This is a genomic window from Streptomyces sp. R11, from assembly GCF_041051905.1.
Classification (GTDB): domain Bacteria; phylum Actinomycetota; class Actinomycetes; order Streptomycetales; family Streptomycetaceae; genus Streptomyces.
Genome location: NZ_CP163432.1, coordinates 2,005,899 through 2,027,100, shown reverse-complemented (window position 1 = coordinate 2,027,100; position 21,202 = coordinate 2,005,899). Strand labels below are relative to the sequence as shown.

Below are 21,202 nucleotides of genomic sequence, written 5' to 3'. Positions count from 1 at the left end.
CTTGCCCCGCCTGCCCGTTCGAGCGCCACGAACGCCAGCGCGTCAACCGGTCGGCGTCCGCGCGGTGTTGCCGACCCCGAGCAGCGGTGGCGGCCGCGGGTGCCGGGCCCGGCGCCGGCCCGGGAGCGTCGGTACGTACCCGATGTCCCGTGCGGTGCGATCCTCCGCATATGACCGAACCAACGCATGACGAGACCCACGGCGGCGCGCTGAGCGAGCGGCTGAACTGGTTGCGGGCGGCGGTTCTCGGGGCGAACGACGGCGTCGTCTCGACCGCGGGGCTCGTCGTCGGCGTGGCCGGTGCGACCGACGAGCGTGCGGCCCTGCTCACGGCCGGGCTGGCCGGGCTGCTCGCCGGGTCGATGTCGATGGCGGCGGGGGAGTACGTCTCGGTCTCCACCCAGCGCGACTCGGAGAAGGCCGCGTTGGCCCAGGAGAAGAGGGAGTTGCGGGAACGACCGGAGGCGGAGCTGGAGGAACTGGCGGAACTGCTGGAACGACGCGGGCTGTCCCGGGAGGTGGCCATGGAGGCGGCGGTCCAGCTGACGGAACGGGACGCGCTGAAGGCGCACGCGCGCGTGGAGCTCGGGATCGACCCGGACCGGCTGACCAACCCCTGGCACGCGGCGTGGGCGAGCTTTGTGGCCTTCACGGCCGGGGCGCTGCTGCCGCTGCTGGCGATGGTGCTGCCGCCGGCGGACTGGCGGCTGGCGGTCACCGTCGCCTCCGTCCTGGCCGCCCTCGCCCTGACCGGCTGGAGCAGCGCCCGCCTGGGCGCAGCCGCCCCACCCCGCGCGGTGCTGCGCAATATGGCGGGCGGGGCGCTGGCCATGGGGGTCACGTACGCGGCCGGGACGCTGCTGGACGTGGCGGGGGTGTAGCGCCTCCGGCTCCCTGCAGCGGCGTACGGCATGGGGGTGCGCTCGACTGCTGCGACGTGAAGCCCTCATCGCGGAGCCCTCACCGTCGAGCCCCTCCCGAATCGCGGAGCCCTCACCGTCGAGCCCGCTCTCACCGCGGAGCCCTCACAAGCCCGCCCTCACCGCGGACCTCACCAGCGGATCGGCACCGGAAGGGCCGTCAGCAGCCCCGACACGGCGACCACCACGCCCAGCGCGACGACCTCCGCCCGCGCGGGCGAGCAGGCGGCCAGCGGGTCGGCCGCGCGGTGCAGCCGGATCCGTGCCCACAGAGCGAGCGCGACCACGGCCACCATCAGGATCACCTTGGCCAGCAGGGCACGTCCGTACGCCGTCTCGGTCAGCTGGTGCAGGACCGTGTCCGGCGGCATCCGGCGCAGCGAACTCCACACCCCTGTCGCCGTGATGGCGGCGAGCAGCACGGCCGCCACGCGCGCGTAGAGGCCCAGCAGGGCCGCGCCCGCCTCCCTGACGCCCCATCCGTGCTGGGTCCGCAGGGCGTACAGCAGCCCGCCGACCCAGAGCGTCGCGCAGGTCAGGTGCACCAGCGTCAGACCGGAGCCCAGCAGGGGGCTGTGCTCGGTCGTGGGATGCGCGCGCAGCGCCTCGGCGACCACGACCGCGGCCAGTGGCCAGAGCTGGGTGGCCGGCCGGCGTGAGAGGGCGCACAGCCCGGCCACGGCGAAGGCGTTGACCTCCAGCAGCGCGAGCTTGCCGTCGCGCGTCGCGTAGAGGCCGCCCACGTCGAGGTCGGCCGGGCTGCTCGGCACGAGGTTGCCGGTGGACACGACCGACGCGAGGGCGAGCGCGGCGACGAAACCGGCCGTCGCAGCGTAGGGCGCCCAACTGCGGGGCATGGCCGGGGGAGCGCCGGGCACGGACCGGGCCAGCCGGTTCACGAACAGCTCGCCCACCGGGACGCACAGCGCCGCGAACAGCACCGTGCGCAGCAGCCCGATCCCACCGGTGCCGGGCGCGGCGGCCTCCCCGGTGCCGTGCAGCGCGGCCGACGGCCCCAGCAGGGGGATCAGCGCCGCCAGCGCGACCAGGACGAGAACGGCCACGGCCCGGCTGACGCCGGGACGGGGTCTTGGAGCACTCCCGTCGATCATGCCGGGGGAAGGTCTTGTCAACGTCACCTCAAGATCTTCACAAAAATCACATAGTCGGGCAAGCACCGGAAAACAAGTGGTGGTGCGGCATTCCGTACGGGGGTACGGCGCCGGTGCCCCCCGGCGCTCAGACCCACCGCGCCAAATCCGCGCCCCAAGCCCCGGGCGGCCGCGCCCAGTCGACGGGACCGCCCGCGAACGACACCGGCGTCCGGGCGTACCGCAGCCGCCCGAGCGCGCTGTCCCGCTCGGTGAGCCAGGCGTCGGGAGCGTCGTACGCCTCCGACTCCTCCGATGCCAAGGTCCCCTCCGTGCCCGGCTGGATCCCGGTCGTCAGCCATTTCGCCGTACGCGCCAAGGACAGCCGTACGCAACGGCCGTACCCCTGGTCCAACTGCTCGGTCAGAGCGCGCAGCACGGCAGCCGCCAGCAGATATCCCGTCCCGTGGTCGAGGGCCTGCGCGGGCAGCGCTCCGGGTCGCCCGGCCGATCCGTGGGCCATGCCTCCCTCGGTCGCGGCGATCCCGGTGGCGACCTGCACCAGGCTGTCGAACCCGCGCCGCCCGCCCCACGGCCCGTACGCCCCCCAGGCCGACACCTCCGCCACGACCAGCCCCGGCCGCCGCTCGGTCAGTGCCCGCGCCGACAGCCCGAACCGGTCCAGGGCGCCCGGCCGGTACCCGGTGACGACGACGTCGGCCGTCGCGAGCAGTTCCTCGAAGGCCCGCCGGTCCGTCGTCAGGTCCAGCGTCGCCGAGCGCTTGCCGAAGCCCGTGTCGGCTTGCTGGTCGGGGAGTTCGGGCAGCTGCGGCGCATCCACGCGCAGGACGTCGGCGCCGAGCAGCGCGAGGGTGCGGGTGGCGACCGGTCCGGCGATGACCCGTGTCAGGTCCAGTACGCGTACCCCGGCGGCGGGCAGCAGGGGAGCGCCGTCGAGGGACGGGAGCGCACGCGCGCGTGCCGTGTCCGACCGCTCGTGCTCGACCAGCGGCCGCCGCGCCACCGCGACCGCCTGCTCGTGCGCCGCCCACTCCTCGGGCGTACGCAGCGCCACGGCCAGCCCGCCGGCCGCGTACACGGCGTCCTCCACCTCGCGCGCGGAACGCTCGGCGAGCACCGCCCCCACGGCGTCCGGATCCTCCTGCGCCACCCCCAGCGCGGCCAGCAGCCGGGCCCGGTGGTGCGGATAGTTGGCATGGGTGCGGACCCAGCCGTCCGACGTGCGCCAAAACCGCGACATCGGGGCGAAGTTGACCGGTGCGCGCCCGTCGACCAGCAGATGCCGTTCGCTCACGAACGCGGTGGCGATCGCCCCGTCGTCCAGCCGCACCCCGGGCACCTCGCCAAGCCCGGCCCGCCGCGCCCCCAACTCGGCGGCGGCCAGCGCACACGCGCCCACGCACGCGCGCGCCAACTCCCGTACGGGAAGGCGCGCACGCAACGCGCCTTCCCGCTCCACGATCGACAGCCGCGGAAGAAGGGCGGGATCGCCGCCCACCGCGGACCAGGCAGAACTGATCGGAGTGCTGATCGGAGTCATGACTGCACTATGCAGTATTTGACTCAGTCAACGGAGTCGTTTTCGACTCAGTCGACGGCGTCCAGCGCGTTGACGATGCCGAACCCGTAGAAGCCGTTGAACCGCTTGCCGCCCTCGCACACCGCGTCCTGCTTGCCGTCGCCGTCCTGGTCGTACGACTCCGGGCAACCCGGGTTGTCCGCCTGGGCCTTCAGGAGCGCGTGCAACTGGGCGCCGGTCGCGTGCGGGTACCGGGACTTCAGCAGCGCGGCCACGCCCGCGGCGTGCGGGGAGGCCATCGACGTGCCCTGCAGGAAGCCGTACTTGCCGTCCGGGAGGGTGGCCAGGATGCGCCCGTTCTTCGACGGGGTGTCCGGGATCTGGTAGAGCCGGTCGCCGCCCGGCGCCGCGATGTCGATGACGCCGTAACCGTACGTGGAGTAGTACGACTTGACGTTCTGCACGCCCGTCGCGCTGACCGTGACGATGCCCGGCAGCTGCGTCGGTACGTCGAAGCACTCGTGCGGGTCGACGGTGCGCTCGACCGGGGTCGAGTCGTCGGGGCTGCTGGCGTCGACGATCGCGTCGGAGGCGAGGTCGTGGTTGGAGTTGCCCGCCGACGCCAGGTTGAGCGTGCCCTTCTTCTGGGCGTACTGCTGGGCCCTGTTGACCGAGTCGACGATGGCCCGCTGGTCCGGATCGTCCATGCAGTTGTAGAGCCACGGGTCGACGTAGTAGCTGTTGTTGGTGATCTCGACGCCGTGATCGGCGGCGAACACGAAGGCGCAGACGACGCTTTCGGGGTAGTAGAGGCCGTTGACCGGGTCGCTCACCTGGATGGCGGAGACCTTGACACCGGGGGCGACGCCGGCGATGCCGATGCCGTTGCGGGGCGCGGCGATCTCGCCCGCCACATGGGTGCCGTGGGCGTCGGCGGTGGTGTACGGCCGCCACGCGCCGGGGCTGGTGTCCGCCTTGCCGCCCGCGCAGTTCGCGGACTGGCCGGCGGAGAAGTTCGGCGCGAGGTCGGGGTGGGTGTCGTCGACGCCGTTGTCGATCACGGCGACGGTCACCCTGCGGCTGCCGGGGTCGATCTTCGCCGCCCGGTCGGCGCCGATGGCGCGCAGGCTCCACTGATCGGCCTCGAGAGGCTCGTCGGCGCCCGCCGCGGCGCTCTGCGTCCGTGCCGCCTGCTGCTCCGTCATGAGCTGGGCGGGGCCCTCGTCCGTGGTCCCGGCGGCGGTCAGGGGGGCCGTACGCGAGGCACCCGCCGACTGGACGCCCCGCACCTTGCGCATCGTCTTGGCGAAGTCGGGGTTCGCCGAGTGGACGACGATCACGCCGATCTTCTCGTACGCGATCACGACCGTGCCGCCGGCCGTGGCGATCGCCTTCTTCACCGACTCGATCGTGCGGCGGTCCTGCCGGGTGTTGACGACGTAGGCCAAAGAGGGTGCGTCCGTGACCTGCGCGACGGGCTGCGCGGGAGGTGCGGCTGAGGCCGATGCCGCCGTCGGCAGGAATCCGAGCGAGGCCGTCAGCGACAGGGCGAGCGGGACGGCGAGGCCGAGTCGGCGTCTGGACCGCAGATGAGCCATGGGTTCTCCACATCATCCGGAACGAGACCGCCCGAGACACCGGTTGGGCGCTCAGGCAGGTACATGACGAGTGGTGCAGAGGCGAAGCTATCCCCGAACCTGCTGGCCAGCAATCCGACCGATCGACTTCGGAAAGAAGTGCGGGGAGTTGAACCGGTCCTCGCGTGGCGCCGTGACCTTGGACAGGAGGCGCGAGCACGATCGAGCCCCCTGTTGGATCACGTGCCGGGGCCCTAGCATCGCCAGCCGGTTCAAGTGATCCGCGTCACTGCGAGGAACAGAGCCGTCATGCCCGTACCCGAGCCGTCCCCCACCCCTGATCCGTCCCCGATCCCCGAACCGCCCCCGTCCACCGTCGCAACAGCGCCCGCAACGCGAGGAGACTCCGTGGCCACCGACGCACCGCCCCCCTCGAAAGAGCAACACAAACTCCCCTCCACCGAGGAGTTCGTCGAGGTGCACGAGAGCGCGGAGTTCGGTGAACTGCGCCGCTCCTACCGCTCCTTCGCCTTTCCGCTGACCGTCGCCTTCATCGCCTGGTACCTGCTGTACGTCCTGCTGTCCAACTACGCGGGCGACTTCATGGGCACCAAGCTGTTCGGCAACATCAATGTCGCGTTCGTCTTCGGTATCGCCCAGTTCGTCACCACGTTCCTCATCGCCTGGTGGTACGCGCGGCACGCAAGCGCCAAGCTCGACCCCAAGGCCGAGGCCATCAAGACCCGTATGGAGGGCGGCGCATGAGCCCCGCGATGACCCTTGCGGCCAACGAGGCCAGCGAGCACCGGCCGCTGATCATCACCCTGTTCGCGCTCTTCGTGGTCGCGACCCTTTTCATCACCGTGTGGGCGGGCCGTCAGACCAAGGACGCCGCCGACTTCTACGCGGGCGGACGGTCGTTCAGCGCCTTCCAGAACGGCCTCGCCGTCTCCGGCGACTACATGTCCGCCGCGTCCTTCCTCGGCATCGCGGGCGCCATCGCCCTGTTCGGCTACGACGGTTTCCTGTACTCCATCGGCTTCCTGGTCGCCTGGCTGGTCGCGCTGCTCCTGGTGGCCGAGCCGCTGCGCAACTCCGGCCGCTACACGATGGGCGACGTCCTCGCGTACCGCATGCGCCAGCGTCCGGTGCGCACGGCGGCCGGCACCTCCACGATCGTCGTGTCGATCTTCTACCTGCTGGCCCAGATGGCCGGTGCCGGTGTCCTGGTCTCGCTGCTGCTCGGCATCACCTCCGACGCGGGCAAGATCCTCATCGTCGGTCTCGTCGGCGTCCTGATGATCGTGTACGTCTCCATCGGCGGCATGAAGGGCACCACCTGGGTCCAGATGGTCAAGGCCGTGCTTCTGATCGGTGGCACGATCCTGATTACGTTCCTGGTGCTGCTGAAGTTCAACTTCAACATCTCGGACCTGCTGGGCAAGGCCGCCGAGAACAGCGGCAAGGGCGCCGCCTTCCTGGAGCCCGGCCTGCAGTACGGCGCCACCGGCACCTCCAAGCTGGACTTCATCTCCCTCGGCATCGCCCTGGTCCTCGGCACCGCCGGCCTGCCGCACATCCTGATCCGCTTCTACACGGTGCCCAACGCCAAGGCCGCCAGGAAGTCCGTGAACTGGGCCATCGGCATCATCGGCGGCTTCTACCTGATGACCATCGCCCTCGGCTTCGGCGCCGCCGCGCTGATCTCCCAGGAAGAGATCATCGCGTCCAACCCGTCCGGCAACACCGCCGCACCACTGCTCGCCCTCCATCTGGGCGGTGTGGACTCGGCGTGGGGCGCGATCCTGCTCGCCACGATCTCGGCGGTGGCCTTCGCGACGATCCTCGCGGTCGTCGCCGGTCTGACGCTGGCCTCGTCCTCGTCGTTCGCCCACGACATCTACGCGAACGTCATCAGGAAGGGCCAGGCCACCGAGAAGGAGGAGGTCCGGGCGGCCCGCCTCGCCACCATCGGCATCGGCGCCGTCTCCATCCTCCTGGGCGCCCTCGCCCGCGACCTGAACGTCGCCGGCCTGGTCGCCCTGGCCTTCGCGGTCGCGGCCTCCGCCAACCTGCCGACGATCCTCTACAGCCTGTTCTGGAAGCGGTTCACCACCCAGGGCGCGCTGTGGTCGATCTACGGCGGTCTGATCGTCGCCGTCGGCCTGGTGCTGTTCTCGCCCGTCGTCTCCGGCGACCCCAAGGCGATGTTCCCCGACGTCGACTTCGCCTGGTTCCCGCTGAAGAACCCGGGCATCATCTCCATCCCGTTCGGCTTCCTCATGGGCTGGCTCGGCACGGTCCTGTCGAAGGAGGAGCCGGACGCCGGCAAGTACGCGGAGCTGGAGGTCCGGTCCCTGACCGGCACCGGCGCCCACTAGCAAGCCCCCTGAAAGTGCGTTCCGAGCGGCCGTGTCGTAGATCCCTACGACGCGGCCGCGTCGTACGTCGTGGGATCGGGCCGGTGTCGCTGTCAGTGCGGTCGCGTAGGCTCGCAGGTGAACGAAGTTGAATCTGGTCGTGACGAGGGAGGGGGCCCACGTGCTCATCGACACCTACGGCCGAGTGGCCACCGACCTGAGGGTTTCGCTGACCGACCGCTGCAACCTGCGGTGCACCTACTGCATGCCCGAGGAGGGCCTGCAGTGGCTGGCCAAGCCCGACCTGCTCACGGACGACGAGATCGTCCGCCTGATCGACATCGCCGTCACCTCTCTCGGCATCGAGGAAGTCCGCTTCACCGGCGGCGAGCCCCTGCTGCGCCCCGGCCTGGTCGGCATAGTCGAGCGGGTCGCGGCCCTGGAGCCCCGCCCCCAGATGTCGCTGACAACCAACGGCATCGGCCTCAAGCGCACCGCCGCCGCTCTGAAGACCGCGGGCCTGGACCGGGTCAACGTCTCCCTGGACACCCTCCGCCCGGACGTCTTCAAGACCCTGACCCGCCGCGACCGCCACAAGGACGTCATCGAGGGCCTGCACGCCGCCCGCGAGGAGGGCCTGACCCCGGTCAAGGTCAACTCGGTGCTGATGCCGGGCCTGAACGGCGACGAGGCCCCCGACCTGCTGGCCTGGGCCGTGGAGCACGACTACGAACTGCGCTTCATCGAGCAGATGCCCCTGGACGCCCAGCACGGCTGGAAGCGCGACGGCATGATCACCGCCGGGGACATCCTGACGTCCCTGCGCACCCGCTTCGAGCTGACCCCCGAGGGCGAGGCGAAGCGCGGCTCGGCCCCGGCGGAGCGCTGGCTCGTCGACGGCGGCCCGCACGTGGTGGGCGTCATCGCCTCCGTCACCCGCCCGTTCTGCTCGGCCTGCGACCGCACCCGCCTGACGGCTGACGGTCAGGTACGCACATGCCTGTTCGCCACGGAGGAGACGGATCTGCGCGCGGCGCTGCGCTCCGACGCCCCCGACGAGGAGATCGCCCGCATCTGGCGGCTGGCGATGTGGGGCAAGAAGGCGGGAGCGGGCCTGGACGACCCGTCGTTCGTGCAGCCGGACCGGCCGATGTCAGCCATCGGTGGCTGAGGGGACCTCTTCCCACTCCGCGAGCAGGACCACGTCCTTCAAGAACCCCCGCACCCCGAGGAACTGCGACAGATGCTCGCGGTGCTCCTCACAGGCGAGCCACGTCTTGCGCCGCTCCGGCGTGTGAATCTTCGGGTTGTTCCACGCCAGCACCCACACGGCGTCGGCACGGCACCCCTTGGCGGAGCAGATCGGCGTCTCGTCACTCACAGATTCGTCTCACAGATTCGCGCACAAAAGGCGACGCCGAGCAGCCACGGGGGGAGCTGCCCGGCGTCGGTCTGTCGCTCCGACGGGGGATGCGGAGCGCCTACGAAGTATGTCACGGGTAACCCGTCGCCCGGCACCGGAACAACACTATTGATCTGAGCTTTTCCTGAGCTTGGCTTGGAGTCGGCTTCCGGAGGGAAGGGGTCCGCGGGATCACACCCCGTCGCGGGGTTTGCTCTGTGCTCCTGGCGCGGAGTCGCCCACGACATCTTCCGGGACCGATTCCGCGAAACCGTCATTCGTCCGCGGCGGCGTGATCATCGGTCGCATCGGCGCGGTCACGAACGTGGAGGGCAGACCTGGCGCGTTCTCCCGCCCCGCGTTGGCGATCACCACCGCGATGTACGGCAGTACCGCGCCGAGCACCAACGCCACGATCGCGACATGGCGTTCGACGTTCCACAGCGAGGCTGCGAGGATCACCGACAGCGTACGGACCGACATCGAGATGATGTACCGGCGCTGCCGGGCGCGCACATCGTCCTGGAGACCCGCCCGGGCCCCGGTGATCCGGAACACCTCGGTGTTGCCGCTCGCATGCAGCTTCCGCATCACATTCCACCATCCGCCCGCATCGGACTCTCCCCTGACCGCACCCGTGCACCCTCGGTCGGGGACCCGGGCCGGGACACCTCCCACGGTACGCCTCGCCTCCGCCGCCTACGAGACCGGGGCACCTGCCACCTGGAGGAACACCGACAGCCGTAACGCGTATGGCGGTGCCCGGCATGCGGCGTACCAGGGCCGGACCAAGACTGGGCGTACTGCTCACCCCGAGCCGTACGAGGAGGCAGCAATGGGCTGGTTGTGGGCCATCATCGTGGGATTCGTGCTGGGTCTGATCGCGAAACTGCTGATCCCGGGCAAGCAGCACAGCCCGCTCTGGCTGACCACCATCTTCGGCATCCTCGGCGCCATTGCCGGCAACGCCGTCGCCCGGGGGTTCGGCGTCGAGTCGACCCGCGGGATCGACTGGAGCCGGCACATCTTCCAGATCGTCGCCGCGGTGATCATCGTGTACCTGGGCGACATGCTGTACATGGCGACGCTGGGCAAGAGGAAGCAGCAAAACCGAGCGTGATCATGACGATGTGGGCGTGATCATGGCGATGGGGCGGCCTCCCTTCCAGGAGGCCGCCCCATCGCCATGGGTGCGTCCGCTCAGACCCCGGTGACCTCGACGGCCGCCAGGTTCTTCTTCCCGCGCCGCAGCACCAGCCACCGCCCGTGCAGCAGGTCCTCCTTCGCGGGCACCGCGTCCTCGCCGGCCACCTTGACGTTGTTCACGTAGGCCCCGCCCTCTTTCACGGTGCGCCGCGCGGCGGACTTGCTGGCCACGAGGCCGACCTCGGCGAGGAGGTCGACGACCGAGCCGAGCTGCTCGACCTGGATGTGCGGCACCTCGGAGAGCGCCGCGGCCAGCGTCCGGTCGTCCAGCTCCGCCAGCTCGCCCTGGCCGAAGAGGGCCTTGGACGCGGCGATCACGGCGGCCGTCTGATCGGCGCCGTGCACCAGCGTCGTCAGCTCCTCGGCCAGCGCACGCTGAGCGGCACGGGCCTGCGGACGCTCCTCGGTCTGCTTCTCCAGCTCCTCCAGCTCCGCACGGGACTTGAAGGACAGGATGCGCATGTAGGTGGAGATGTCCCGGTCGTCCGCGTTCAGCCAGAACTGGTAGAACGCGTACGGCGTCGTCATCTCCGGGTCGAGCCAGATGGCGCCGCCCTCGGTCTTGCCGAACTTGGTGCCGTCCGCCTTGGTCATCAGCGGCGTCGCCAGAGCATGCACATTGGCGTGCGGCTCCAGCCTGTGGATCAGGTCCAGACCGGCCGTGAGGTTGCCCCACTGGTCGCTGCCGCCCTGCTGGAGCGTGCAGCCGTGGCGCCGGTACAGCTCCAGGAAGTCCATGCCCTGGAGCAGCTGGTAGCTGAACTCCGTGTAGCTGATGCCCTCCTCGGACTGGAGCCGGCGGGCGACCGAGTCCTTGGTCAGCATCTTGTTGACACGGAAGTGCTTGCCGATGTCCCGCAGGAACTCGATGGCCGACAGGCCGGCCGTCCAGTCCAGGTTGTTGACCATCGTCGCGGCGTTGTCGCCCTCGAAGGAGAGGAAGGGCTCGATCTGGGCGCGCAGGCGGTTCACCCAGTTCGCGACCGTCTCCGGGTCGTTCAGCGTGCGCTCGGCCGTCGGGCGCGGGTCGCCGATCTGGCCCGTCGCGCCGCCGACCAGCGCCAGCGGGCGCAGGCCCGCCTGCTGGAGGCGGCGCATGGTGAGCACCTGGACCAGGTGGCCGACGTGCAGGCTGGCCGCGGTCGGGTCGAAACCGCAATAGAACGTGACGGGACCGTCCGCGAGCGCCTTGCGCAATGCGTCCTCGTCAGTGGACAGGGCGATCACGCCGCGCCACTTCAGCTCGTCGACGATGTCCGTCACGGTTCTCGTGTCTCCTTGAAGATCTCGGGCAGCCGGGTGACAGCCGACTACGAGGTTATACGCCCTGACTGACAGAGCTCATGTTGAAATCGGGGACGCGCAGCGCCGGCATCGCCGCCCTGGTGAACCAGTCACCCCACTCCCTGGGCAGGGTCTTCTCCGTGCGCCCCGCCTCCGTCGCCCGCCCGAGCAGGCCCACCGGCGACTCGTTGAACCGGAAGTTGTTCACCTCGCCCGTCACCTCGCCGTTCTCGACGAGGTACACCCCGTCCCGGGTCAGGCCGGTGAGCAGCAGCGTCGCCGGGTCGACCTCGCGGATGTACCACAGGCAGGTCAGCAGCAGCCCGCGCTCGGTGTTCGCGACCATCTCCTCGAGCGAGCGGTCCTCGCCGCCGTCCAGGATCAGGTTGTCGACGGCCGGCGCCACCGGCAGACCGGTCAGCCCCGCGCTGTGCCGGCTGGTCGTGAGGTGCTTCAGCTCGCCCGCACGCACCCACTCGGTGGCGCCGAGCGGCAGCCCGTTGTCGAACACCGACTGATCGCCCCCGGAGGAGTGGGCGATCACGAAGGGCGCGGACTCCAGACCCGGCTCGTTCGGGTCGCTGCGCAGGGTCAGCGGCAGCTCGCTCAGCCTCTCGCCGACGCGTGTCTTCCCGCCCGGCTTGGAGAACACGGTCCGCCCCTCGACAGCGTCCCGCCCCGAAGCCGACCAGAACTGGTAGATCAGCAGGTCGGCCACGGCGGTCGGCGGCAGCAGCGTCTCGTACCGGCCCGCCGGCAGTTCAAGGCGCCGCTCGGCCCAGCCGAGGCGTACGGCCAGCTCGGCGTCCAGTGCCGTGGGGTCCACGTCCTTGAAGTCCCGCGTGGAGCGCCCCGCCCACGCCGAGCGGGTGCGGTCCGGGGACTTGGCGTTCAGCTCCAGCGTGCCGTTCGGCTGGTCGTGCCGCAGCCGCAGCCCGGTGGACGTGCCCACGTACGTCGACACCATCTCGTGGTTGGCGAAGCCGTACAGCTCCCGGCCGCCGGTACGCGCGCGTGAGAAGGCCTCGCCGAGTGCCGGGGCGAAGTCGGCGAACACCGTGGACGACGTCTCGGCCGGGGCGTCCGTGAAGTCCGGCGACGCCGGCACGTCCGCCACCAGCGGCTGCGCGTCCTCGGCGGGCCCGGCGCCGCGCGCGGCGGCCTCTGCGGCCCGCACCAGCGGCTCCAGGTCGTCCACCGTCACCGCCGCCCGCGACACGACCCCGGAGGCCGTGCCCTCCTTGCCGTCCACGGTCGCGACGACGGTGAGCGTCCGCCCGCGCGTGACGCCGTTCGTGGTCAGCGCGTTGCCGGCCCAGCGCAGATTGGCGGTCGACTGCTCGTCGGCGATGACGACACACCCGTCGGCCTGCGACAGCTCCAGGGCACGCTCGACGATCTCGTGCGGCTTGTTGGTACGGGCGCTCATCGACCGGCCTCCTGTGTGGTGTTGAGAATGTTGACTCCCTTGAAGAGGGCCGACGGACAGCCGTGCGAGACCGCCGCGACCTGCCCCGGCTGCGCCTTGCCGCAGTTGAAGGCGCCACCCAGGACATACGTCTGCGGACCGCCCACCGCGGCCATGGAGCCCCAGAAGTCCGTCGTCGTCGCCTGGTAGGCCACGTCCCGCAGCTGGCCGGTGATCCGCCCGTTCTCGATCCTGAAGAACCGCTGCCCGGTGAACTGGAAGTTGTAGCGCTGCATGTCGATCGACCAGGACCGGTCGCCGACCACGTAGATGCCCCGGTCGACGCCGCCGATCAGATCCTCCGTCGACATCCCGGCCGGATCCGGCTGCAGCGACACATTGGCCATGCGCTGCACCGGCACATGGCCGGGGGAGTCGGCGAACGCGCACCCGTTGGACCGCTCGAACCCCGTCAGCTTCGCGATCCGCCGGTCCAGCTGGTAGCCGACGAGCGTGCCGTTCCTCACCAGGTCCCAGGACTGGCCCTCGACGCCCTCGTCGTCGTATCCGATGGTCGCGAGGCCGTGTTCGGCGGTGCGGTCACCGGTGACGTTCATCAGGTCGGAGCCGTACCGGAGCTTGCCGAGCTGGTCGAAGGTGGCGAAGGAGGTGCCGGCGTAGGCGGCCTCGTAGCCGAGGGCGCGGTCCAGTTCGGTGGCGTGTCCGATGGACTCGTGGATGGTCAGCCACAGGTTGGAGGGGTCGACGACGAGGTCGTACGGCCCCGGCTCGACGCTCGGCGCCCGCATCTTCTCGGCGAGCAGCTCGGGGATGCGCGCGAGCTCGTCGCCCCAGTCCCAGCCGGTGCCCGTCAGGTACTCCCAGCCGCGTCCCACGGGCGGCGCGATGGTGCGCATGGAGTCGAACTCGCCGGTCGACTCGTCCACCGACACGGCCGTCAGCTGCGGGTGCAGCCGGACCCGCTGCTGAGTGGTCACGGTCCCGGCGGTGTCGGCGTAGAACTTGTTCTCGTGGACGGTGAGCAGCGAGGCGTCGACGTGATTGACCCCGTCCGCCGCCAGCAGCCGCGCGCTCCAGTCCGCGAGCAGCCCCGACTTCTCCTCGTCGGGCACGGTGAACGGATCGATCTCGTACGACGAGATCCACGTCCGGTCGGTGTGCACGGGCTCGTCGGCGAGCTCCACCCGCTCGTCCGACCCGGCGGCCTTGATCACCTGCGCGGACAGCTTCGCCATCGCCACCGCCTGCGAGGCGACCTTGGCGGCGGCGTCCAGCGTCAGATCCACCCCGGACGCGAACCCCCAGGTGCCGCCGTGCACGACCCGCACCGCGTACCCGAGGTCGGTGGTGTCCGACGACCCGGCGAGCTTGGCGTCCCGCAGCCGCCAGGACGCGCTGCGCACCCGCTCGAACCGGAAGTCCGCGTGCTCGGCACCCAGCGCACGCGCGCGGGCCAGCGCCGCGTCGGCCAGGGCGCGTAGCGGAAGCGCCGTGAAGGCTTCATCGATCGTATGGGGCACGGAGGTCTCCCTGCTGTCGTGGCCTGTCGGCACCGATCATGTCGCGCGGCCGGGCCCACGGACCACACGTTTCCGGCTGGACTGCGCAACTTTCTGTAGGGACCCGACAGTGACACCCGTAAGCCACTGTCGGTGCCCGAATGTCCCTCGGCGCGACCGGCCCGATAGGTTTTCGGGGAAGCCGCCTGCCATCCAGTGTTCGGGCGGGTGTGTTCAGACCCCAATCGAAAGGGTGATCCGTTGAGCCGCTCGGTTCTCGTCACCGGAGGCAACCGGGGCATCGGCCTCGCCATCGCCCGCGCTTTCGCCGACGCCGGCGACAAGGTCGCGATCACGTACCGCTCGGGAGAGCCGCCGGCCGGCTTCCTGGCCGTCAAGTGCGACATCACCGACACCGAGCAGGTGGAGCAGGCCTACAAGGAGATCGAGGCCGAGCACGGCCCGGTCGAGGTTCTGATCGCCAACGCCGGCATCACCAAGGACCAGCTCCTGATGCGGATGTCCGAGGAGGACTTCACCTCGGTCGTCGACACCAACCTCACCGGCACCTTCCGCGTGGTCAAGCGTGCCAACCGCGGCATGCTGCGCGCCAAGAAGGGCCGCGTGGTGCTCATCTCGTCGGTCGTCGGGCTGTACGGCGGGCCCGGTCAGGCCAACTACGCCGCGTCCAAGGCCGGCCTGGTCGGCTTCGCGCGCTCCCTCGCCCGTGAGCTGGGCTCGCGCAACATCACCTTCAACGTCGTCGCGCCCGGTTTCGTCGACACCGACATGACCAAGGTGCTCACCGACGAGCAGCGCGCGAACATCGTGACGCAGGTCCCGCTCGGCCGGTACGCGCAGCCGGACGAGATCGCCGCCGCGGTGCGGTTCCTCGCGTCGGACGACGCCTCGTACATCACTGGAGCCGTCATTCCCGTTGACGGCGGACTGGGAATGGGTCACTGATCACCATGGCTGGAATCCTTGAGGGCAAGAAGATCCTCATCACCGGTGTGCTGATGGAGTCCTCCATCGCCTTCCACACCGCGAAGCTGGCCCAGGAGCAGGGCGCGGAGATCATCCTCACCGCCTGGCCGCGTCCGACGCTCACGGAGCGCATCGCGAAGAAGCTCCCCCAGCCGGAGAAGGTCAAGGTCCTGGAGCTCGACGTCTCCAACGACGAGCACCTCGCCCGCCTGGAGAGCCAGGTGCGTGAGCACCTGGGCGACAAGCTCGACGGCGTCGTGCACTCCATCGGCTTCGCGCCCCAGGACGCGCTCGGCGGCAACTTCCTGAACACGCCGTTCGAGTCCGTGGCCACCGCCATGCATGTCTCCGCCTTCTCCCTGAAGTCGCTGACCATGGCGCTGCTGCCGCTGATGACCGAGGGCGGATCCGTCGTCGGCCTCACCTTCGACGCGCAGTTCGCCTGGCCGCAGTACGACTGGATGGGCCCGGCCAAGGCCGCCCTGGAGGCCACGAACCGCTACATGGCGCGTGACCTCGGCAAGCACGACATCCGCTGCAACCTGATCTCGGCCGGTCCGATCGGCTCCATGGCCGCGAAGTCCATCCCCGGCTTCGCCGAGCTGGCGTCCGTGTGGGACAGCCGCTCCCCGCTGGAGTGGAAGCTGGAGGACCCGGAGCCGGCCGGCAAGGGCGTGGTCGCGCTGCTGAGCGACTGGTTCCCGAAGACCACCGGCGAGATCGTCCACGTGGACGGCGGCCTGCACGCCATCGGCGCCTGATCGCCCGTACGCCGTCGACGCCCCGTTCTCCCGCCGCGCGCGGGGGAGCGGGGCGTCACCCGTTCGGCCCATCCGGCGAGGCGGGGAAGGCCTGCGACAGCGCAGTCTGGAGTACGCGTTCATCACGCGAGCCCCTCCCCCGTACGGCCGAGGAGGTCCCGTTGTGCGCTTGTCCCGCCGCCTGGCCTCGACGACCGTTGCCGTCGCTCTCGTACTGCCTCTTTCGTACGAGGCGATGGCCCACGCGCACGTGCGTGTGCCCGCCGCGAAAGCGGAAGCGGAGCCCTGGGAGCCGTTCGGCTCCGCGTGCCGGATCAGCGTCACCGGCTCCCAGGTGACCGCGTACTGCCACAACCCCTATCCGGAGACCGACCGCGTGAGCCTGCACGTGGAGTGCGCCCGCTGGTGGGACATCGACAGCGACGGCTCCCCGGTGGACGCCGAGCCCGCGCAGACCGTGCGGCTGACCGGGCGCTGCTGGAAAGAGGTCGGCTCGGCTTGGGTCAGCCACCGGCAGGAGCGCTGAAGCGCCCCGGATTGCAGTGGAAGGGGTAGCCCGCGGCCTCTGTCCCGGCCGCCGACGCGTCGCCCGCGTGGATGGCGTCGACCAGCCGCGCGTGGTCCAGGTACGCATCCGGCGTCAGCTCCGCGCCGACGTCGTCGCGCAGCCAGTCCCGCAGGACCTCGCCGAGGTCCGCGTACATCGCGATCATCGCGTCGTTGTGGGAGGCCGCCACCACGGCCAGGTGGAAGGTCGCGTCGGCCGTCACGAACGCCTCCGTGTCGCCCGACTCCCAGGCCTCCTCACGCCGCGCCAGCAGTGCGTCCAGCTGCTTGAGGTCCTTCTCGGTGCGCCGCTCGGCGGCCAGCTGCGCGGCGCCCGACTCCAGGGTTGAGCGCAGCTCGGCGATGTGCCGGGGGTCGGCGTCGGCGAAGCGGCGGTGCATCACGCCGGCCAGCTCGCTGGTGGCCACCACGTAGGTGCCGGAGCCCTGGCGGATGTCCAGCAGGCCGTTGTGGGCGAGCGCGCGGACCGCCTCACGGACCGTGTTGCGGGCCACACCGAGCTGCTCGACCAGCTCGGGCTCGGTCGGGATGCGGGTGCCGACCGGCCATTCGCCCGAGGTGATCTGGTTCCGCAGCGCGGCGATGACCTGCTCGGACAGCGCCGAACGACGGGGATTGCTCAGGGGCATGGCACACCTTCGCACGGTAGGGCCGGGGCCGGACAGCCCAGGGGTGGACAACCAATCATCCCATGATTCTATGATGGGTCGCATGGCATGTGAGGAAAATCGGACGGCGACGTCCACGCGAATACGCACCCCGCAGGCACCCACCACGACCGAGCCCGCCACGCGCGCGTGGACGGTACGGCTGGTCGTGCTCGGCATCGTGCTGACCGCGCTGAACCTGCGCCCCGCCATCACCAGCCTCGGCGCGCTCCTCGAAGAGGTCCGCGACGGGCTCGGCATGAGCGGCAGCGTGGCCGGACTGCTCACCTCCGTGCCCCCGCTCTGCTTCGCCGTCTTCGGCGTCATGGCACCCCGGCTCGCCCGCCGCTTCGGCCCCGGCGCGGTGGTGTGCGCGGGCATGGTCGCCATCACCGCCGGCCTGCTCCTACGCCCGTACGTGGGCAGCACGGGCGGCTTCCTGGCCGCCAGCGCCCTCGCCCTCATGGGCATCGCCGTCAGCAACGTCCTGATGCCGGTCATCGTCAAGCGCTGGTTCCCCGACCGGGTCGGCTCCATGACCGGCCTGTACTCGATGGCCCTCGCCCTCGGCACCGCGTCCGCCGCGGCGGTGACGGTGCCCATGACCGAGGCGCTGGGCGGAAGTTGGCAGACCGGGCTCACGGTGTGGGCGGGCCTCGCGGCGGCGGCCATACTGCCGTGGATTCCCTTCGTACGGGACCGGGAGGCGGCGTCCGCCGTGCCGGAGAGCCGCGAGCGCGTGGCCGCACCCCAGCTGCGGATCACCCGGAGCCGCACCGCCTGGGCCCTCGCCGTCTACTTCGGGCTCCAGGCCACCGGCGCCTACATCACAATGGGCTGGATGGCGCAGATCTTCCGGGACGCCGGTGTGCATGCCGGCACGGCGGGGCTGCTGCTCGCCCTCACGATGGTGATGGGCGTGCCGCTCGCCTTCGTCATCCCGCGCCTCGCCACCAAGCTGCCCCACCAAGGGCCGATCGTGCTCGCGCTCGGCGCCTGCGGCCTCGCGGGGTACGCCGGTCTGTACCTCGCGCCGGTCGCCGGCGCCTGGGTCTGGGCGCTGCTGCTCGGCGTCTCCAACTGCTCGTTCCCGCTGGCCCTCACCATGGTCGGCATGCGGGCCAGGACCAGTGCGGGAGTGGCCCAGCTGTCGGGCTTCGCGCAGAGCACCGGCTATCTGATCTCGATCCCCGGCCCTCTCCTGGTCGGCGTGCTCTACCAGCACAGCGGTGGTTGGGGGCTCCCGATCGCGCTCATGGCCGGCCTGATGATCCCGCAGATGGCGGTGGGGGTCCTGGCGGGACGCAACCGCACGGTCGAGGACGAGGCGGCCCGCTGAGCGTCACCCCGGCGGACCCGCCCCGGCCCGCGGGTGCGAGACTTGCCGTATGCCAGTGCTCGACCCGAACCCCCGCAACGGCCAGAAGAAGCTGCTGCTCGTCTTCGGCACGTTCTTCGCCATCTTCGTGATCATCGCCGTCGTCGCGACGATCGCCTCGCCCTGACGCACGCCTCCTCGCGGACGTCACTCGCCGCACCGCGGCCCGGCGATGGTGGGGCTAGCACCACCATCCCCTAGGGGGTGAGTGTCAGGGTCAACTGGGTGGATCACCGGATGGGTTGAGAGTCGCGGAGTCCGTAACTTCGAAGTGTGACCGCGAGAGCCGGTCACGGACCACTCGAAGACTCACGGAGGCGACATGTCGGCCCGCACGCACACCCCGCCCCACCCGGTGTCCACGGGCCGTGCCGACATCCGGCTGCCCTGGTGGGCCCTGGCCCTGCCGACGCTCGCCTTCATCACGCTGCTGATGCTGATACTCGACCCGTCCGACGCGCATGCCGCGACCGCCGAGCCCGCGATCACCCAGCTCTTCGAGCGCATAATGCAGTTGATCACGCGCTGAGCACCGCCGAAGCCGCCCGTCAACTCCCTGCGCCCCGTGGCCTGTTTCATGCGAAGCTGGATCTCATGAGCGTCGCAGAATCCCGCAGGATTGTCCTCTTCCGGCATGCGAAAGCCGACTGGCCACAGGTGAACGACCACGAGCGGCCGCTCGCCGACCGGGGCCGAATGGACGCGGCAGAGGCCGGCCGCAGGCTGGCCGACACCGACATCCCCTTCGACCTGGCCCTGTGCTCCACCGCGACCCGGACCCGGGAGACCTGGAAGCTCGCCGTCCATGAGTTCCCGCACCGGCCGAAAACCGTCTACGAAGAGCGGGTGTACGAGGCTTCGCCCGGCGAACTGATTGCTGTGCTCAACGAAACGCCCGACGACGCGCAGAACGTCCTGCTGATCGGCCACAACCCGGGCGTGCAGGGCCTCGCCGAGATCCTCTCCGGTTCGGCCGAGACCGATCCGCGCGACCGGATGAGCCGCCGGGGCTTCCCGACCGCCGCCTTCGCCGTCCTGTCCTTCAGCGGCAGCTGGAAGACGCTGGAGCCCGGCGTGGCCACACTGCTCGACTACTGGGCACCCTCCGAGTGACCGACCCACGCGCAGGGGCCCGGCACCGTCGCGGCGCCGGGCCCCTGCGCACGTGAGGCATCGCGTGCGGGTCGTCAGACCTCGTCGTCGTGCATGTCGGCGGCCTCGACCTCTTCGCGGGTGACGCCCAGCAGATACAGGACCGTGTCGAGGAACGGCACGTTCACCGCCGTGTGCGCGGCCTCCCGCACCACCGGCTTGGCATTGAAGGCGACGCCCAGGCCGGCCGCGTTCAGCATGTCCAGGTCGTTGGCACCGTCACCGATCGCCACCGTCTGGGACAGCGGCACCCCCGCCTCGGCGGCGAACCGGCGCAGCAGCCGCGCCTTGCCCGCCCGGTCCACGATCTCGCCGGTGACCTTGCCGGTCAGCTGTCCGTCGACGATCTCCAGTGTGTTCGCCTGGGCGAAGTCGAGCCCGAGCCGCTCCTTCAGATCATCGGTGACCTGCGTGAACCCACCTGAGACGACCCCCACTTGGTAGCCGAGCCGCTTCAGCGTGCGGATCAGGGTGCGCGCACCCGGTGTCAGCCGCACCTCGGTGCGCACCTTCTCCACCACCGAGGCGTCCAGCCCCTTCAGCAGCGCCACACGCGCGTGCAGCGACTGCTCGAAGTCCAGCTCCCCGCGCATCGCGGCCGCCGTCACCTCGGCCACCTTGTCCTCACAGCCGGCGTGCGCCGCGAAGAGCTCGATCACCTCGTCCTGGATGAGGGTCGAGTCCACGTCCATGACGACCAGACGCTGCGCACGCCGGTGCAGACCCGCCGCGACGACCGCGATGTCGACACCCAGTGCCGCCGCGTGGGTCACCAGGGCGGTGCGCAGCGGCTCGGTCTCCACGCCGGACACCGCGAACTCCACCGCCGTCACGGGGTACTTGGCCAGCCTGAAGATACGGTCGATGTTGCCGCCCGACTTGGTGATCCGGGAGGCGATCGAGGCAGCCGCCTCCGCGGTCAGCGGGTGGCCGAGCACGGTCACCAGGGAGCGCCCGAGGCCACGCGGCCGGTTGTCGCCCAGGCCAGAGATGATCTCCGCCTGCATCTTCATCGAATCGGCCCAGCTGTGGACGGTCGCCCTCAGATCCCCCTCCATCCCGGCCGGAGGCTGCGTCACGAGCGCGCACAGCGTGATCCGACCACGGGTGACGACCTGCTCGATGTCGACCACGTCGACGGAGTAGGCGGCCAGCGTGTCGAAGAGTCCGGCCGTGATTCCCGGCCTGTCCTTCCCGAAGATCTTGACGAGAAGGGTGGGGATGTCAGAGGTCTGCGAAGCGCTCATGGTGCTTCCACCGTATCCGGCACCGAGTGCCTGCCGCCCCTGAGGTCCGTCTAGCGGACACGGAACACTGGGTGTCGACGGGGTGGCGCGAGCTTTACGTGACGGCCACGGGCACACCATTTGCCTGTGAATCACACCAGCGGCACCTGTGCGTT

22 protein-coding genes are annotated in these 21,202 nt (G+C 70.4%); 12 read left to right on the top strand and 10 right to left on the bottom strand.

Annotated features, from left to right (window positions below; genetic code table 11):
- The first annotated feature begins 170 nt into the window (after window positions 1-170).
- The gene (locus AB5J55_RS09215; protein ID WP_369270171.1) at window positions 171-881 is read left to right on the top strand and encodes a VIT family protein; all 711 of its coding nucleotides are present in this window, start codon (window positions 171-173) and stop codon (window positions 879-881) included.
- A 170-nt stretch (window positions 882-1,051) separates the two neighbouring features.
- Here AB5J55_RS09215 and AB5J55_RS09210 read toward each other — a convergent pair whose 3' ends face one another.
- From AB5J55_RS09210 to AB5J55_RS09200, 3 genes are all read right to left on the bottom strand, one after another.
- Entirely contained in the window at window positions 1,052-2,032 is a 981-nt protein-coding gene (locus tag AB5J55_RS09210; RefSeq protein ID WP_369270170.1) for a CopD family protein, read from the bottom strand.
- 127 nt (window positions 2,033-2,159) lie between these two features.
- Window positions 2,160-3,572, bottom strand: a complete 1,413-nt coding sequence (locus AB5J55_RS09205) for a CoA transferase (protein WP_369270169.1) — start codon at window positions 3,570-3,572, stop codon at window positions 2,160-2,162.
- A gap of 47 nt (window positions 3,573-3,619) precedes the next feature.
- The gene (locus AB5J55_RS09200; RefSeq protein WP_369270168.1) at window positions 3,620-5,149 is read right to left on the bottom strand and encodes a S8 family serine peptidase; all 1,530 of its coding nucleotides are present in this window, start codon (window positions 5,147-5,149) and stop codon (window positions 3,620-3,622) included.
- A 387-nt stretch (window positions 5,150-5,536) separates the two neighbouring features.
- Between AB5J55_RS09200 and AB5J55_RS09195 the strand changes: the two genes are divergently transcribed.
- The 3 genes from AB5J55_RS09195 (at window position 5,537) to moaA (ending at window position 8,659) form a co-directional block, all read left to right on the top strand.
- Window positions 5,537-5,893 carry a DUF485 domain-containing protein gene (locus AB5J55_RS09195; protein WP_369270167.1) on the top strand — a complete coding sequence of 119 codons (357 nt, stop codon included), beginning with the start codon at window positions 5,537-5,539 and terminating at the stop codon, window positions 5,891-5,893.
- Complete coding sequence (locus tag AB5J55_RS09190) at window positions 5,890-7,509, top strand: cation acetate symporter (protein WP_369270166.1); 1,620 nt, start codon at window positions 5,890-5,892, stop codon at window positions 7,507-7,509. The genes AB5J55_RS09195 and AB5J55_RS09190 overlap by 4 nt, the downstream gene beginning before the upstream one ends.
- A gap of 160 nt (window positions 7,510-7,669) precedes the next feature.
- Window positions 7,670-8,659, top strand: coding sequence for a GTP 3',8-cyclase MoaA (gene moaA / locus AB5J55_RS09185; RefSeq protein WP_328428659.1), 990 nt, complete (start codon window positions 7,670-7,672; stop codon window positions 8,657-8,659).
- On the opposite strand, the gene AB5J55_RS09180 is transcribed toward moaA, so the two are convergent.
- Together AB5J55_RS09180 and AB5J55_RS09175 are read right to left on the bottom strand one after the other, a co-directional pair.
- Complete coding sequence (locus tag AB5J55_RS09180) at window positions 8,642-8,869, bottom strand: hypothetical protein (protein WP_328428660.1); 228 nt, start codon at window positions 8,867-8,869, stop codon at window positions 8,642-8,644. The genes moaA and AB5J55_RS09180 overlap by 18 nt on opposite strands.
- Before the next feature lie 213 nt (window positions 8,870-9,082).
- Window positions 9,083-9,481: a DUF3099 domain-containing protein gene (locus AB5J55_RS09175; protein WP_369270165.1), complete on the bottom strand. Its 399-nt coding sequence runs from the start codon at window positions 9,479-9,481 to the stop codon at window positions 9,083-9,085.
- A gap of 244 nt (window positions 9,482-9,725) precedes the next feature.
- Between AB5J55_RS09175 and AB5J55_RS09170 the strand changes: the two genes are divergently transcribed.
- On the top strand, window positions 9,726-10,010 hold the full coding sequence (locus AB5J55_RS09170) for a GlsB/YeaQ/YmgE family stress response membrane protein (protein WP_369270164.1): 285 nt from the start codon (window positions 9,726-9,728) through the stop codon (window positions 10,008-10,010).
- Window positions 10,011-10,090: 80 nt separating this feature from the next.
- On the opposite strand, the gene tyrS is transcribed toward AB5J55_RS09170, so the two are convergent.
- From tyrS to AB5J55_RS09155, 3 genes are read right to left on the bottom strand one after another with little or no spacing between them, the layout of a single operon-like run.
- Window positions 10,091-11,359 carry a tyrosine--tRNA ligase gene (gene tyrS, locus AB5J55_RS09165; protein ID WP_369270163.1) on the bottom strand — a complete coding sequence of 423 codons (1,269 nt, stop codon included), beginning with the start codon at window positions 11,357-11,359 and terminating at the stop codon, window positions 10,091-10,093.
- Between the two features lie 55 nt (window positions 11,360-11,414).
- Entirely contained in the window at window positions 11,415-12,809 is a 1,395-nt protein-coding gene (locus AB5J55_RS09160) for a metallopeptidase TldD-related protein (protein WP_369270162.1), read from the bottom strand.
- On the bottom strand, window positions 12,806-14,329 hold the full coding sequence (locus AB5J55_RS09155; RefSeq protein ID WP_369270161.1) for a TldD/PmbA family protein: 1,524 nt from the start codon (window positions 14,327-14,329) through the stop codon (window positions 12,806-12,808). The genes AB5J55_RS09160 and AB5J55_RS09155 overlap by 4 nt, the downstream gene beginning before the upstream one ends.
- Window positions 14,330-14,569: 240 nt before the next feature.
- Between AB5J55_RS09155 and fabG the strand changes: the two genes are divergently transcribed.
- The 3 genes from fabG to AB5J55_RS09140 all read left to right on the top strand — a co-directional run bounded on the left by fabG (window position 14,570) and on the right by AB5J55_RS09140 (window position 16,582).
- On the top strand, window positions 14,570-15,274 hold the full coding sequence (fabG, locus tag AB5J55_RS09150) for a 3-oxoacyl-[acyl-carrier-protein] reductase (protein WP_328428666.1): 705 nt from the start codon (window positions 14,570-14,572) through the stop codon (window positions 15,272-15,274).
- A gap of 5 nt (window positions 15,275-15,279) precedes the next feature.
- Window positions 15,280-16,056, top strand: a complete 777-nt coding sequence (gene fabI, locus AB5J55_RS09145) for an enoyl-ACP reductase FabI (protein WP_328882553.1) — start codon at window positions 15,280-15,282, stop codon at window positions 16,054-16,056.
- A gap of 163 nt (window positions 16,057-16,219) precedes the next feature.
- Entirely contained in the window at window positions 16,220-16,582 is a 363-nt protein-coding gene (locus tag AB5J55_RS09140; RefSeq protein WP_369270160.1) for a hypothetical protein, read from the top strand.
- On the opposite strand, the gene AB5J55_RS09135 is transcribed toward AB5J55_RS09140, so the two are convergent.
- Entirely contained in the window at window positions 16,560-17,252 is a 693-nt protein-coding gene (locus AB5J55_RS09135) for a FadR/GntR family transcriptional regulator (protein WP_369270159.1), read from the bottom strand. The two genes, AB5J55_RS09140 and AB5J55_RS09135, sit on opposite strands and share 23 nt — an antisense overlap.
- 82 nt (window positions 17,253-17,334) lie before the next feature.
- On the opposite strand from AB5J55_RS09135, the gene AB5J55_RS09130 reads away from it, so the two are divergent.
- The 4 genes from AB5J55_RS09130 to AB5J55_RS09115 all read left to right on the top strand — a co-directional run bounded on the left by AB5J55_RS09130 (window position 17,335) and on the right by AB5J55_RS09115 (window position 19,761).
- Window positions 17,335-18,609: a CynX/NimT family MFS transporter gene (locus AB5J55_RS09130; protein WP_369270158.1), complete on the top strand. Its 1,275-nt coding sequence runs from the start codon at window positions 17,335-17,337 to the stop codon at window positions 18,607-18,609.
- A 49-nt stretch (window positions 18,610-18,658) separates the two neighbouring features.
- Window positions 18,659-18,775 carry an SGM_5486 family transporter-associated protein gene (locus AB5J55_RS09125; protein WP_363051485.1) on the top strand — a complete coding sequence of 39 codons (117 nt, stop codon included), beginning with the start codon at window positions 18,659-18,661 and terminating at the stop codon, window positions 18,773-18,775.
- A 195-nt stretch (window positions 18,776-18,970) separates the two neighbouring features.
- The gene (locus AB5J55_RS09120) at window positions 18,971-19,177 is read left to right on the top strand and encodes a hypothetical protein (RefSeq protein WP_369270157.1); all 207 of its coding nucleotides are present in this window, start codon (window positions 18,971-18,973) and stop codon (window positions 19,175-19,177) included.
- Between the two features lie 65 nt (window positions 19,178-19,242).
- Window positions 19,243-19,761, top strand: a complete 519-nt coding sequence (locus tag AB5J55_RS09115; RefSeq protein ID WP_362378655.1) for a histidine phosphatase family protein — start codon at window positions 19,243-19,245, stop codon at window positions 19,759-19,761.
- A gap of 74 nt (window positions 19,762-19,835) precedes the next feature.
- On the opposite strand, the gene serB is transcribed toward AB5J55_RS09115, so the two are convergent.
- On the bottom strand, window positions 19,836-21,047 hold the full coding sequence (gene serB / locus AB5J55_RS09110; RefSeq protein ID WP_369270156.1) for a phosphoserine phosphatase SerB: 1,212 nt from the start codon (window positions 21,045-21,047) through the stop codon (window positions 19,836-19,838).
- Between the last annotated feature and the right edge of the window lie 155 nt (window positions 21,048-21,202).

Excerpts from the sequence above, each read along its gene's own strand:
- AB5J55_RS09215 (WP_369270171.1), top strand. The coding sequence starts at position 171 with ATGACCGAACCAACGCATGACGAGACCCACGGCGGCGCGCTGAGCGAG.
- AB5J55_RS09210 (WP_369270170.1), bottom strand. The coding sequence starts at position 2,032 with ATGATCGACGGGAGTGCTCCAAGACCCCGTCCCGGCGTCAGCCGGGCC.
- AB5J55_RS09205 (WP_369270169.1), bottom strand. The coding sequence starts at position 3,572 with ATGACTCCGATCAGCACTCCGATCAGTTCTGCCTGGTCCGCGGTGGGC.
- AB5J55_RS09200 (WP_369270168.1), bottom strand. The coding sequence starts at position 5,149 with ATGGCTCATCTGCGGTCCAGACGCCGACTCGGCCTCGCCGTCCCGCTC.
- AB5J55_RS09190 (WP_369270166.1), top strand. The coding sequence starts at position 5,890 with ATGAGCCCCGCGATGACCCTTGCGGCCAACGAGGCCAGCGAGCACCGG.
- AB5J55_RS09175 (WP_369270165.1), bottom strand. The coding sequence starts at position 9,481 with ATGCGGAAGCTGCATGCGAGCGGCAACACCGAGGTGTTCCGGATCACC.
- AB5J55_RS09170 (WP_369270164.1), top strand. The coding sequence starts at position 9,726 with ATGGGCTGGTTGTGGGCCATCATCGTGGGATTCGTGCTGGGTCTGATC.
- AB5J55_RS09160 (WP_369270162.1), bottom strand. The coding sequence starts at position 12,809 with ATGAGCGCCCGTACCAACAAGCCGCACGAGATCGTCGAGCGTGCCCTG.
- fabI (WP_328882553.1), top strand. The coding sequence starts at position 15,280 with ATGGCTGGAATCCTTGAGGGCAAGAAGATCCTCATCACCGGTGTGCTG.
- AB5J55_RS09135 (WP_369270159.1), bottom strand. The coding sequence starts at position 17,252 with ATGCCCCTGAGCAATCCCCGTCGTTCGGCGCTGTCCGAGCAGGTCATC.
- AB5J55_RS09130 (WP_369270158.1), top strand. The coding sequence starts at position 17,335 with ATGGCATGTGAGGAAAATCGGACGGCGACGTCCACGCGAATACGCACC.
- AB5J55_RS09125 (WP_363051485.1), top strand. The coding sequence starts at position 18,659 with ATGCCAGTGCTCGACCCGAACCCCCGCAACGGCCAGAAGAAGCTGCTG.
- AB5J55_RS09120 (WP_369270157.1), top strand. The coding sequence starts at position 18,971 with ATGTCGGCCCGCACGCACACCCCGCCCCACCCGGTGTCCACGGGCCGT.
- AB5J55_RS09115 (WP_362378655.1), top strand. The coding sequence starts at position 19,243 with ATGAGCGTCGCAGAATCCCGCAGGATTGTCCTCTTCCGGCATGCGAAA.
- serB (WP_369270156.1), bottom strand. The coding sequence starts at position 21,047 with ATGAGCGCTTCGCAGACCTCTGACATCCCCACCCTTCTCGTCAAGATC.